The 12,202-nt window shown below is 66.1% G+C and carries 11 protein-coding genes; 3 read left to right on the top strand and 8 right to left on the bottom strand.

The annotated features are described in order from the left end of the window. Nucleotides 1-28: 28 nt before the first annotated feature. From ACS8YF_RS08635 to ACS8YF_RS08620, 4 genes are read right to left on the bottom strand one after another with little or no spacing between them, the layout of a single operon-like run. The gene (locus tag ACS8YF_RS08635; RefSeq protein ID WP_440849816.1) at nt 29-307 is read right to left on the bottom strand and encodes an acyl-CoA-binding protein; all 279 of its coding nucleotides are present in this window, start codon (nt 305-307) and stop codon (nt 29-31) included. A gap of 2 nt (nt 308-309) precedes the next feature. Further along, on the bottom strand, nt 310-1,515 hold the full coding sequence (locus tag ACS8YF_RS08630; RefSeq protein WP_440849815.1) for an esterase/lipase family protein: 1,206 nt from the start codon (nt 1,513-1,515) through the stop codon (nt 310-312). Next, nucleotides 1,512-2,777, bottom strand: a complete 1,266-nt coding sequence (locus ACS8YF_RS08625; RefSeq protein ID WP_440849814.1) for a serine hydrolase domain-containing protein — start codon at nt 2,775-2,777, stop codon at nt 1,512-1,514. Before ACS8YF_RS08625 ends, ACS8YF_RS08630 begins: the two co-directional genes overlap by 4 nt. Next, on the bottom strand, nt 2,774-5,278 hold the full coding sequence (locus tag ACS8YF_RS08620) for an acyl-CoA dehydrogenase (protein ID WP_440849813.1): 2,505 nt from the start codon (nt 5,276-5,278) through the stop codon (nt 2,774-2,776). Before ACS8YF_RS08620 ends, ACS8YF_RS08625 begins: the two co-directional genes overlap by 4 nt. A gap of 135 nt (nt 5,279-5,413) precedes the next feature. Between ACS8YF_RS08620 and ACS8YF_RS08615 the strand changes: the two genes are divergently transcribed. After that, on the top strand, nt 5,414-6,130 hold the full coding sequence (locus ACS8YF_RS08615) for a TetR/AcrR family transcriptional regulator (RefSeq protein WP_440849812.1): 717 nt from the start codon (nt 5,414-5,416) through the stop codon (nt 6,128-6,130). 9 nt (nt 6,131-6,139) lie between these two features. Here the strand turns inward: ACS8YF_RS08615 and ACS8YF_RS08610 are convergent, their stop codons facing one another. The 4 genes from ACS8YF_RS08610 to ACS8YF_RS08595 all read right to left on the bottom strand — a co-directional run bounded on the left by ACS8YF_RS08610 (nt 6,140) and on the right by ACS8YF_RS08595 (nt 10,726). After that, on the bottom strand, nt 6,140-7,963 hold the full coding sequence (locus ACS8YF_RS08610) for a long-chain-acyl-CoA synthetase (RefSeq protein ID WP_440849811.1): 1,824 nt from the start codon (nt 7,961-7,963) through the stop codon (nt 6,140-6,142). Between the two features lie 123 nt (nt 7,964-8,086). Then, nucleotides 8,087-8,812, bottom strand: a complete 726-nt coding sequence (locus ACS8YF_RS08605; RefSeq protein ID WP_440849810.1) for a hypothetical protein — start codon at nt 8,810-8,812, stop codon at nt 8,087-8,089. 90 nt (nt 8,813-8,902) lie between these two features. Further along, on the bottom strand, nt 8,903-10,162 hold the full coding sequence (locus tag ACS8YF_RS08600) for a DUF445 domain-containing protein (RefSeq protein ID WP_440849809.1): 1,260 nt from the start codon (nt 10,160-10,162) through the stop codon (nt 8,903-8,905). 93 nt (nt 10,163-10,255) lie between these two features. Beyond that, complete coding sequence (locus ACS8YF_RS08595; RefSeq protein WP_440849808.1) at nt 10,256-10,726, bottom strand: GbsR/MarR family transcriptional regulator; 471 nt, start codon at nt 10,724-10,726, stop codon at nt 10,256-10,258. A gap of 239 nt (nt 10,727-10,965) precedes the next feature. On the opposite strand from ACS8YF_RS08595, the gene ACS8YF_RS08590 reads away from it, so the two are divergent. Then, nucleotides 10,966-11,622 carry an HAD-IA family hydrolase gene (locus tag ACS8YF_RS08590; RefSeq protein ID WP_440849807.1) on the top strand — a complete coding sequence of 219 codons (657 nt, stop codon included), beginning with the start codon at nt 10,966-10,968 and terminating at the stop codon, nt 11,620-11,622. A gap of 53 nt (nt 11,623-11,675) precedes the next feature. Further along, complete coding sequence (locus tag ACS8YF_RS08585; RefSeq protein ID WP_440849897.1) at nt 11,676-12,119, top strand: transposase; 444 nt, start codon at nt 11,676-11,678, stop codon at nt 12,117-12,119. The last annotated feature ends 83 nt before the right edge of the window (nt 12,120-12,202 follow it).

Here is a 12,202-nt window from a genome sequence, read left to right as displayed (position 1 = left end):
ACGCGCGGCATGTCGTCAGGCGTGGCTGTCAGGAGTATTCGGCCTCGATCTTGTCGACCTCGGCGACGTACGCCGCCATCGCATCCTCGCGGCTCATGCCTTCATTGTCTTTCCAGGCCTGCCACTTGTAGCGTGCGCCCGGGTTGATCAGGCTCGGCTTCTTGCCGGTCACATCGCCGTCGACGGCCTGGCGATACAAACCATACATTTTCAGCTGAAAAGCTTGCGAGGGTTTGGATTCGCCGTCCGCGGGCGCGTTGCGCACCTTGTCGACGGCCTCGTCGAAACCTTTCTTGATATCGGACATCGTCATCTCCTCGCTGGGTCGGTGCGACGGCGCACGGGCTCGCCCAGCCGCGGCGCCAGCCATTCCCGGATCGCCACATACACATCCGCATGATGAATCAGCGCGAAATGCGTCATGCCGTAGAACACGCAGCCGTCGACGTCCGCCTTCCGCAGCGCGCGCGGATGATCGAAGGCACTGTCGACCGGCACCAGCAGATCGCCGAGCACGCGGCCGACCGGGTCTTCGTCGGAACGCCCGAGCGAGGCCGCGACCAGAAAACAGCCGGGCGGACCGGCCTGCGAGCGGCTTGCCGGCGGCAGGCCATGACGCAGATTCTTGACCCCGGCGCTGCGGGCATCGCCGATGACATGAAAAGCACGCGTATAGCGCGACCATGTCAGACCGCGGTTGAGCGATTCGCCGAGCCGCTCGAGGGGTGCGCCGCGGTGCGGCGAGCCCAGACAGATCAAATCGGCCAGCAGGTCGGGCCAGCGATGGCCCGCGGCGCGCCCGGCTTCGAGTGCCGCGCGCAACACCAGACCGCCCATGCTGTGGCCGACGGCGGTCAGGCGCTCGAGCGGCGCGGGCCAGGCCGCGACCAGGCGTTCGAGGCGCGCCGCCAGTTCGGTGCCGTTGATGGCGATATCGCGGCCGGAGTTGTAGCGCAGCCGAAGCGCCGCATAGCCATGGTCGACGGCCAGACGCTCACCGAAATCCGGATTCGCGCCTTGGCGCCATTGGCGATCGTTCATGCCGAGCCCGTGCACCAGCAGCACGAGCCGGCGGCGATTCGCCATCTCGCCGAGGCCGCGCGGGTCGTCGTTTGCAAGCGTCCGCCCGGCCGCACCGACAAAAACCATCGGCAGGGCCAATTCGTTGCCACGGGCGGCCAGATGATCGCCGACGGCCCCATTGAGCGCGCTGCGCAGGGCCAGCAGCGCGCCGCCGGTGTCGCTATCGTCCGGCATGACGCCTCGCGTCAGACCGGCGAGGCCGCGGGCGGAAGCGAAGCTGGCGCGACCGATACCGCGCACGCCGGCATAGGCGATGCCGCTGATCGCGCGCTCGGGCCATACCACCGGGTTCACGGCCGCACCGGTGTCGGCGATCGTGCGATGCACGTTTTCGACCAGATCCACCGTGCCGACATAGACATCGGCCGCCCCGGCCACGCCGCCGCGCAGCCAGACGCCGTATCCCGTGGTGGTGTGGCGCGGCGTATTCATGCCCGCAACCCGCCGCAATGATGATTGAGCACGCCCAGACTGCGCATGAAGGTGACCAGATGCCCGCCGAGAATCGCCTTGCCCGTGGTCATCAGGGCCGCCGACAGGCCGCGCGCCGGATCGGCCCAGCCGAGAATGTTCATGAAGCCGAGATGGCCATAAGCCGAACCGCACATCGGGCCGTACAAGCCGAGCGGGTTCATGCCGAGCATGAGCCCTTCGCTGTAGCGCATGGGAATCTTCAGCGTGCGATCGAGTGTCGGGTTCGACGCCGGCCGGATGGCACGAGCCAACGTGGCAGCCTCGAACAGGCGCTGGCCCTGATACACACCGCCATCGAGCAGCATCTGATAGAAGCGCGACAGCTCCTCGGCGGTTGCATACAGGTTGCCCGACGGTATCACCGCGTCCATGAAGAAATCGCGATTGGAGACATCCACCACGTCCTCGAACGGCAGCGACAGCGCCTCCTCGGCCCAGCGCGAGAACGGCCAGCGCACCGGCTGACCGGCGACATGGTTCTCGGCCACGCGCGAGCGCGACCGGCCATCCAGACCGTAGGTGAAGTAGCGCATGCCGAGCGGCTTGCGCAGCTTGGCATCGAGATAATCGGTGACCGGGGCATCGGTCACGCGGCGGATGATCTCGCCGAGAATGAAGCCGCCGGTAAAGGCATGGTATGCCAGCCGCCGCCCGCCGGCCTCGGCCGGCGTCGCGCAGATGCGCTCGATGCACGCGTCCCAGTCCGTGAGCACCTCGGGGCCGCGATCGCCGGCGGCAAAGCGCGGGAAACCGCCCTGATGGGCAAGCACCTGGGCAATCGTGGTACGCGACTTGCCCTGCGCGGCAAAGGCCGGCAGATAATGCGCCACCGGCCGGTCCAGGTCGATGCCGCCCTCCTCGGCCAGTTTGTGCGTCAGCAGGGCGATCACGGCCTTGCTGGCCGAGAACAGGCACACCGGGGTATCCGGCTGGGCGATGCGCGCACCGGGCGCCAGCGGGCGGTCGGGCGCCAGGCCCCGTGCATAGCCGGTCGAGCGATTGAGCACGATGCGCCCGTGTCGGCGCAGGCAGAAGATCACCGCCGGATACACCCGGGTGGCGAACATGTCGTCGAGCATGGCCGAGGCGATCGCTGCCACGGCGGACTCGCTCAGACCGGCCTCGGCCGGGGCGACTTCGGCCGCCCGGTCGATACGAACGAGATCGGCGGGGCTGCCTTCGAGGGCGATGCGGCGCGTTCCGGGCAACGAGAAATTCATGACACCTTGCGCCACCCGGATGCGGATGCCTCGGCCTCGGCACGCCGCGCGTCCTCGGAATGCGGATTGAACAGATATTCCTTGGAGAAATCGTCGGTCAGCAACACGTCATAGCGCCGCCTGTCGTATTCCCGAATCCGGTCGGCCTGCTGCGCGTCGAGACGCCCCTGGGAGACGGCGTCCTGAAGTTGCGCTTCAACGGTCGCGCCCGCGATCTCGCCGTGTTTGACGCCGCGCAGGAAATCGCCATAGAACGGGTCGACTTCCCGGAGCTTGTCGTAGGCGGCCATCAGCCGGCCGATCGGGTCATTCTCGCCGCGGCCGACGTATATGTCGTAGCTCATGCGTTTGCCGAAAGCCGAATCGAGTTTCATAGCCGACATCATGTCGCAAAGCCGGCCGTTCAGGGTATCGCTCGGCCCGGAAAAACGACGGCCGGTTGGCAGGGCGACCACCGAAAGCAGCGGGCGCAGCGCGGTGATCGGATAGTTGCGCACGAAATCGTGAAACGCGGTCTCGATGGCATGCAGATGATACGCCATGGCCCAGGTGGCATGTACCGTGTCTTCCGCGGTGGCGCCATGTTCCTCGAAGCCCTTGAGCGTGGCCGAGGCCATGTACAGATGCGACAACACATCGCCCAGACGCGCCGAGGTCGATTCCCTGAGCTTGAGCGCGCCGCCCAGACTGCCCATGGCGACATCGGACGAGAACGCCAGCGCGGCCGAGAAGCGCTCCAGATGACGATAGTAATCGCTCATCGCGTTGTCGACCGGCGCCTTCGCCAGGCGCGCGCCGGTCAGGCCCAGCGTGAACGCGCGCACCATGCGGTTGATCGAATAACCGATGTGCGAAAACAGCAACCGGTCGAACGTGCGCAGGCCGGCCTTGAAGTCCGGATTGTGCGCCGCCTCCATCTCCGACAGTACGTAGGGATGGCAGCGGATCGCGCCCTGGCCGAAGATCATCAGGCTGCGCGTCATCACGTTGGCGCCTTCGACCGTGATCGCCACCGGCAGCGCCTGATAGGCCGCCGCCAGATAGTTGCGCGGGCCCATGATGATGCCGCGCCCGGAATGGATGTCCATGGCATGGTTGATGACCGTGCGCATCATCTCGGTCGAGTGATACTTGATCATGGCCGTGACCACGCTGGGTGTGCAGTGATCCACGCCGGAAGCAGTGAGATTGCGTACGTTTTCCAGGATATAGGCATAGCCGCCGATCACGCCGAGGCCTTCGCGCACCCCCTCGAAGTTGCCGATCTCGGTGCCGAACTGGCGCCGGATGCGCGCGTACGCCGCGGTGATGCCGTACATGCCCTTGCCGGTAGCGGTCGACAGTGCCGGCAGCGAAATACCGCGCCCGGCCGACAGGCACTCCACCAGCATGCGCCAGCCCTTGCCGGCCTGCGCCGGGCCGCCGATGATGGCGTCGATCGGCACGAACACGTCCTTGCCGTGAATCGGGCCGTTCATGAACACCGCGCCCGGATAATGCCGGCGGCCGATCTCGACCCCCGGCGTATCCGTCGGCAGCAGCGCGCAGGTGATGCCGTAGTCGACCGTGTCCGGATCGCCCAGCAGGCCGTCCGGATCCTTGAGCTTGAAAGCCAGGCCCATGACGGTCGCCACCGGCGCCAGCGTGATGTAGCGCTTGTTGAAGGTCAGGCTCAACCCGAGCACGTCCTCGCCGTCGATCGTGCGCTTCGTGACGATGCCGGTATCGGGCATCTGGGTGGCGTCGGAGCCCACTTCGACACCGGTGAGCGCGAAGCACGGCAGCTCGCGGCCGCCGGCCAGGCCCGGCAGCCATTTTTCCTGTTGCGCCTTCGTGCCGTAGTGCACCAGTAGCTCTCCGGGGCCGAGCGAGTTCGGCACCATGACCGTAACCGCGGCCGTGAGCGAACGCGTGGCGATCTTGGCCACCACGCAGGATTGCGCGTAAGCCGAAAAGCCCAATCCACCGTGCGCCTTGGGAATGAGCATCGCAAAGAAGCGGTTGTTGCGTATATAGTCCCAGACAGGGTCGGGCAGGTCCTTGAGTTCGAAATTGACCTCCCAGTCGTCGATCATGGCGCAGAGTTGTTCGGTTTCGTTGTCGAGAAACGCCTGTTCGGCCTCGGTGAGCGTCGTGAGTTTGAACTCGAGCAACTGCTTCCAGTCCGGCCGGCCGCGGAACATCTCGCCTTCCCACCAGACCTGGCCGGCTTCGATGGCTTCTTTCTCGGTGGCCCCCATTTCCGGAAGAATGCGCCGGAACACGCCATAGAGCGGCCGACTCATCAGGGCGCGGCGTAGTGGTATCAGATTGAACACGAGCGCCGGGATGGCGAACAACACCGCGGCGATAGCCAGCCCGGTGAGGCCATAGAAGCCCAGCGCCCAATACGCCGCCAACACGCCAGCCGTGATAAGCGTAAGCATGGCCAGCGATATACCGCGATACAACAGGGTCCAATACAGACCGATGAGAATCAGCGCCGTAATCAGTCCGAACATGGCAACCTCGCCAAAACAGGAAAACCTAAGGGCTTGCATGCCTTATACAGGCAAATATTTTGTCGAAAGCCCTTTTCAAAAAGAACGATTTTCAGATAATACCAATCGAATTAACGCCGTCAAGCAGGCTCACCCGTGACCGATTCCGCCCGAAAAAGCACCAGCTCGAGTCGTAGCCCCAAGCGCGGGTATCGCGGCCTGTCCGCCGAAGAACTGCGCCGGCAACGCCACCAGCGGCTGATTGCCGCCGGCACCGCGCTGTTCGGCGAACGCGGCTATGCCGCCACGCCGATCGAGGCGGTGTGCAGCCAGGCGAAGGTCTCGACGCGCCATTTCTACGAACAGTTCGGCGGACGGGAATCCATCCTGCACGCGGTCTACGACGCGCTGGTCGCGGAAATGGAGAACATCATTCGCGCGTCGCTGACCAGCGGGCGCGACACCCTCACCCAGCGTGTGGCCGATACCATCGAATCGGTCATCCACTACCTGCTGGTCGACCCCAGACGCGGGCGCATCGTCTGCATCGAAGCGGTGGGCGTATCCGAGGCGATGGAGAAAAAACGCCGGGCGACGACGCATGCGTTGGCGGATATCATCCAGCGCTATGCCGAACTGATGGCCGAATCCGGCATGCTGCCGCAGCGCAACTACCGCCTGCCGGGGGTGGCACTCGTGGGCATGTTCAACGAGCTGGTCGCCGAGTGGCTGACCGAGGACACCGGGCTGAGCGCCGCCGAAATGGCGCGCGAGGCCAAGATCATGTTCCGGGCCATGATCTTCGGTGCCCAACACTATGAAGCCACGGACCGGCCCGACGACGAGCCGTCGGCCGGGCAAGCCCCCGGCTGACGGCACCGGCTACAAGGACAATTCGCCCGCGTTCAATTGCTCGCGGGTCGCCGTATCCAGGGGGCGATAGGCATCGCGCCCGGGCGCGAGCATATAGACGGTATCGCCGGATGCCGGCGCATAGCTGTCCTTCTTGAGGTCTACCTTGCGGTACTTCATGGTGCCGGTGACCTCGGCTTCCGGCTTGAGGCGGGCGAACACCGGCACGGCGTAGCCCGGCAACTCCGCATGCAAATGCGCCGCCAGGCCGGACCAGTCGAAACGTTCGGGGTCGCCCTCGGGCGTGATCGCAACCATGCCGGCGCGGCCATCGGCGCCGGGAATCTCCACGCCGTAGACCACCGATTCCGCCACCCCGCCGAAGGCATTGACCGCATTCTCGACCTGCGTGGTCGCCACATTCTCGCCCTTCCAGCGAAAGGTATCGCCCAGCCGGTCGACGAAGGCGATGTGCCGCATGCCCTGGCGCCGGACCAGATCGCCGGTATCGAAATAGCAGTCATCGGCCTTGAACACGCCCCGATGCAGCTTCTTCTCGCCGGCGGCATCGTCGGTGTAGCCCTCGAAGGGGGCGAAATCGGTGACCTTGTTCAATAACAGCCCGACCTCGCCCCGGCCGACCTCGCGCATACGCCCGTTATCGTCAACCACGGGTTGTTCCGTGTCGGGATCGTAGGCCACGACCGCGAACGACAACGGACAAAAGCCGGCCGTGCGATCCATGTTGAAACCGTTGACGAAGACCAGGTTGCCCTCGCTGGCGCCGTAGAACTCGCAGATCCGTTCGATCCCGAAACGGGCCTTGAAGTCGTCCCAGATGTCGGGGCGCAACCCATTGCCGATCACCGCGCGCACCCGATGATCGCGATCGCCGGTGCCGTCATCCGCGGCGAGCAGGTAGCGACACAGCTCGCCGATGTAGGAAAACACCGTCGCGCGGCTCGCCCGGATATCGTCCCAGAACCGCGACACCGAGAACTTGCGCGCCAGACAGAAGGTCGCCCCGGCGCACAATACCGACGCCCACGACACGGTCAGGGCGTTGTTGTGATAAAGCGGCAGGGCGCAATAAAAGCGATCCTCGGCCGTCAGCCGCAGGCCGAGCAGGCCCAGCCCGGCGCCGCCACGCAGCCAGCGCCGATGGCTCATGCGCGAGGCCTTCGGCAACCCCGTGGTGCCCGAGGTGAAGATATAGAAACAAGTGGCGGTACTGGCGACCTCGACCGAGGCGTCGAGATTGCCGCCGGACTCGCCGGCTGCCGCAATCATCATATCGGCCGCGCCATCGATCGCCGCATCGCCCCGGCCTTGCGGCAACTGCCAGACGCGGGACAGCCCCGTCAGCCGCGCATCGCCCCGCACCTCGGCAAACGCCGCGGCCAACTCGGTGTCGACCACGATCGCGCTTGGCTCGACCGTGGCCAGGCTGTGGGCCAACACATCGCCACGCTGTTTGCTGTTGCACATCGCCGCCGCCGCACCGAGCTTGGCAGCGGCGGCAACCAGCATCAGGGTTTCCGGCCGGTTTTCGACCAGCAGGGCCAGCACATCGCCCGCCCCGATGCCGGCCGCCGCGAGCACCCGCGCGAACCGATTGGCGGCGGCATTGAACTCGGCATAAGTCCATTCGCGCCCCTCGAACGCCAGGGCCGGATGCTGCGGACGGTGCGCCGCATGGGCCTCGATCAGGGTGGCGATGGTCAGCCGATCACGAAACCGCGAGCGCACCAGCATGCCAATGCCACGCGCCACCGCCCCCGGATTTTCGAACTGATCCCGCGTGGGCTTGACGACATCCCAGGCAGTGACGATCGAGCGTTGACTGTCGCTCATGCAGCACTTCCTCCGACTCGACGCTGTTTCACGGCACACAACCGAAAATTATTATTTTCACCAAACCGCGACAGTGTGTCCGTGATCGCGGCCGTCGTCCAGGCATGCGTGGCTTGCCAAGCCCTAGTACCGCCCCTGCTGTAGCAGTCCCTCGGCCGCGGGCCGGCAATCGCGCCACAGCGCGCGACCGTAGTCGCTCAGGCTGACCGAGGCGCGCAGGGTCCGCGGGTACAGGCGCAGGCTCTCGCGCACGTACTCGCGCATCTCGCGTAGCTGGGTATCGGCCATGAGCAACTCGTATTCGGGCTCGAGTGCCTCATCCTCGGGCCCGGCCCGCAACAGGCCGAGCGCGAGCAGGTGGGTCATGTACTGCGGTACGTATTCACGCAGCAGCACGCCGGCCTCGCGCCCGAGCGAGCTGGCGTTCGACAGCACGGTGAGGCTGACCGGCCCGGCCGGCAGGCGGCTGGCCCCCAGATGACACAGCGGCGCGACCCGGCGCTCGGCGAGCACATCGAGCATGGCGACCTGGTCGGGCACCAACTGCGACAGCGTCTGGCGATAGAGGGCATCGAGTGCGGCATCCGGATCGATGCCGCGCGAGCGCCGCACGAGACCGGCCAGCATCTCGGCGGCGCTCGCGGGCCGGTCCGCCTCGCGCGGCGGGCGCGACGAGTCGCCCAGCTCGTCCAGCCGTTGCTTGAGTTCGATCAGCGCCCAGGTCTCGGCGTCCGCCATCCGCCGCACCGCGGATCCGGCCAGTGGCCAGTCCTCGGCATCGCGGATCACGCCCATCAGACGATCGAGCGCACGGGGCCCCCGTTTTTTCGGCAAGCGACTCGCGGCCATGGGCCTCACACCGGTTGCGCGGGGCGCGGGCGCCCCTGGCTATGGACACAGGTTCGGCGCCCCGGCCACGACTTGCAAGCCCGCCCGCGATCAGCCCAGGGCACCGAAATGCTGTTCGAACACGCGGGAGAACACGAAAACCAGCTGAATCCAGCCGGCCGCGAACCCCAGCGCGGCGCCCACTGCGATCAAAATCCATTCGTCCTCCTCGAAGGCCGGGCGCAGCATGGATTCGAACTGTTCGGGCGTAAGCGACTGCAGCCGCGCGACCAGGGTCTCGCGCACCGCCATGCGCCGCTGGGCATAGCCGGTCAGGCGCTCGAGGATGGCCGGCATGCGCGCGACGACTTCGCCCTCGGCATCGGCCCGCAGCCGCTGGTACTCGCGCGCGGCCAGCGCCCAGCTCATCAACGGTCGTGCGTAGCGCATGGTGTCGTCGATGGCCGCGCCCACTTCGCGCCGGACGATGGCCTGGAGCTTGTCGGCATACGGGCCGTTGGTGATCTCGTCGAGAATATGTTCCGGCGTGATCACATGATCGGCCACCAGCCCGCCATAATCAGCCGCCACCTGCTTCTGGCGCCGGAAGAACAGCCCCTGGATGCGCCAGGGCCCCAGGTCGAACCCGCGCTTGGGATGAAAGATCATCTTGAGCGCCAGCCAATTGGTCGCCCAACCCACCAGCAAACCGAACAAGGGCAACACCCACCAGGCCGGAAAGAAGATCCACAGCACCATCTGAATCAGCCCGAAGGCGAAGCCGAAATAGGCCCCGGAGCGGCCGATGAAGATGAATTCATCGTGCCCGGCCTGCTTGAACACCCGGTTGAGCAGCGTCTTCTCGCGCACCAGGATGCGCGTGATCATGCCCTTGAGATCGAACAGATAACGGATATTGGCGCGCACCTCCAGCATCACCCGGGTCACCGCCCGCGGCGCGGCCGCGCGCAGCCGATAGTGAATCGCGCGGCGCAGCGCATCCGGCGCGGCCGGCCAGAGCACGGGATAATGCCGGCGCATCACGGTCTCGATGACGTCATCGATCATGACCAGCAGCGGCCCCTCGATCTCGGTGGCCACTTCAACCGGATCGAGCCGGCCGAACATCTCGGCCTCGGTGATCAACGACCGGGTGATGGTATCGACCGCGATGCCGGTCATCTTCGAAGCCCTGCGCGGCACGACGCCCTGCCAGCCGAGCCAGGGCCGGGCCACGCCCATGAACTCGACCGGATGGAACATCATGCGGATCGCGACCACGTTGGTGACGTAGCCGACCAGTGCGCTGATCACCGGCAGCGACAGATATCGCCAGGTATCGGCGCTCAGATGCAACCAGTCGGCGGTCATGCGCGGCTCATTGTCAAAGTCCTGCCGGAAGCGGGATCACGATCCTGTCGGAAACCGGCCCCGCGAGCATAGCAGCCCCGGGCGGAGCGCCCGTCAGTCGTCGTTGGCCGGATCGGCGCGCAGATTGTCGATCAGCGCCCGGGTCTGGGCGCGGGCGGCATCGACGAAGCGGTGCATGTCGGCCAGACGCGCCTGGGCACCCGCGCGCTCGTCGTCGATCTCGGCCTGGGCCGTGGACAACGACTCGCTGAGCACGCCCATGCGCTCGATGTAGCCTTCCAGCACGCGCAGATAATGGCGTGGCGCGAGCTGATAGTAGTCCTGACGATCCCCCGGCACGGCGGTGGCCTCGAGTACGCCCAGATCGCGCAGCATGCGGGCATTGGTCGAGATGCTCGCCCGCGATACCCGGAGCTCACGCGCCAGCGCCGACAGGCTGGTCGGGCCACCATGCACGATGAAATAGCCGAGAATGCGACCGGCGATCCGCGGCATGCCGTCGCCCTGGGCGGACAGGCCCATGCGTTCGATAAAGGCCGAGATCGCGCGTTCGTCATCCGACATCCGGGCAAGATTATGGACCGCCCGCCCATGCGTCAATTGATCGACACCGCGCGCCTGCTCACGACCGGATGCGCGTCGCCGCCGTTGTCGCCAGGTGGCGCCCCGGAATCACCATGCCATGGCGGCCGGCATGGTGCCCCGCATCCGAGCGGCGTGGCGGTCGGACTCGCCGCGGCCGGGGCGGAGGGCTACACTGCCCCGGCGCTTTTACGGCTTCATCATAGCGAGGACCGCCGACCATGGCCGAGGCCCGACCCATCGCCGCCGTCATCTACGACTGCGACGGCACGCTTGTCGACAGCGAACTGCTCAACGCCCGCTGCATGGTGGACATGATCACCGCCGACCACGGCATCCATCTGGATGCGGTCGCGGTGGAAGCCGAGTTCCGCGGCGGCAAGTTCGCCGACATGTGCGACATTCTCGCCGCCCGCCACGGCATCGACCTCGGCGCGGACTTCACCACGCGCTACCGTGCCTACGCCAGCGGTGTATTCGAGCGCGAGCTGCAGGCCATTCCGGGCGTTCACGCGGCCATCGAAGCGATCGGCAGCCCGCGCTGTGTGGCCTCGTCCGGGCCGCCGGGCAAGCTGGCCACGGCGCTGCGCGTGACCGGGCTGGCCGAGTATTTCGGTGACCTCGTGTTTTCGGCCTACGACATCGAAGCCTGGAAACCCGAGCCCGATCTGTTCCTGCACGCGGCGCGCGCCCTGGGCGTGGCCCCCGAACACTGTGCGGTGATCGAGGATAGCGACCCCGGAGTCGAAGCCGCCCGCCGCGCCGGCATGCGCGTGTTCGGCTACGATCATCGCCGCACGATCGGCGATCATCCGCATGCCGACCTGGTGCGCTTCACCGATTTCGGCGAACTGCCGCGCCTGCTCGGCCGCTATTAACCCGGCACAAAAATAGATGATTTTTCGGCTTAACAGCGCGAGTATGCGACCGCATACTCGCCGCGGCCATCGGCCGCGAAGTCTTTGAAAATAAAAGACGGACAGGCGCCGGCTTTTATTTTCTGTTGCGCGGTGACAGTCATTTCGCCAACCCGGAACTCATGGCGCTGGCCGTCGACGATCCGTGGACCGATTTCCTGTTCGGTCTGGGCGGCAATGCCAAGCTCAACCGCCGGGCGGACCCGATCCTGGAGCGCACACAACGCCAGCACGCGCGTCGTTGCCGCGAAGCCGAGCGACTGGGTATCGCCGGGCCCGATGCGACCCGAACCTACGAGGAACTGAGCTATGCCGCCGGCTCCTGGCCGATGACACCGCGCGTCATCGTCAAAGCCGAGGTGATGGCGCTGGGTGTCAATCCGCGCTATGTCGTGACCTCGCTGACCGAGCCGGACCCCGAGATGCTGTATGCCACGCTCTATACCGCGCGCGGCTAGGACGAGAACACCATCAAGGCGATGAAAAACGATCTGGCCGCCGACCGCACGTCGGACTCGGGCTTCCTCGCGAACCATCTGCG

Source organism: Salinisphaera sp. SWV1 (genome assembly GCF_052044155.1).
Lineage (GTDB): Bacteria > Pseudomonadota > Gammaproteobacteria > Nevskiales > Salinisphaeraceae > Salinisphaera.
The sequence above is the reverse complement of the archived record's forward strand: the minus strand, read 5'-3'. Positions and strand labels throughout refer to the sequence as shown.

Coding starts and splice junctions, on each gene's coding strand:
- ACS8YF_RS08625 (WP_440849814.1), bottom strand. CDS start 2,777: ATGAATTTCTCGTTGCCCGGAACGCGCCGCATCGCCCTCGAAGGCAGC.
- ACS8YF_RS08605 (WP_440849810.1), bottom strand. CDS start 8,812: ATGGCCGCGAGTCGCTTGCCGAAAAAACGGGGGCCCCGTGCGCTCGAT.
- ACS8YF_RS08630 (WP_440849815.1), bottom strand. CDS start 1,515: ATGAATACGCCGCGCCACACCACCACGGGATACGGCGTCTGGCTGCGC.
- ACS8YF_RS08635 (WP_440849816.1), bottom strand. CDS start 307: ATGTCCGATATCAAGAAAGGTTTCGACGAGGCCGTCGACAAGGTGCGC.
- ACS8YF_RS08610 (WP_440849811.1), bottom strand. CDS start 7,963: ATGAGCGACAGTCAACGCTCGATCGTCACTGCCTGGGATGTCGTCAAG.
- ACS8YF_RS08590 (WP_440849807.1), top strand. CDS start 10,966: ATGGCCGAGGCCCGACCCATCGCCGCCGTCATCTACGACTGCGACGGC.
- ACS8YF_RS08620 (WP_440849813.1), bottom strand. CDS start 5,278: ATGTTCGGACTGATTACGGCGCTGATTCTCATCGGTCTGTATTGGACC.
- ACS8YF_RS08595 (WP_440849808.1), bottom strand. CDS start 10,726: ATGTCGGATGACGAACGCGCGATCTCGGCCTTTATCGAACGCATGGGC.
- ACS8YF_RS08600 (WP_440849809.1), bottom strand. CDS start 10,162: ATGACCGCCGACTGGTTGCATCTGAGCGCCGATACCTGGCGATATCTG.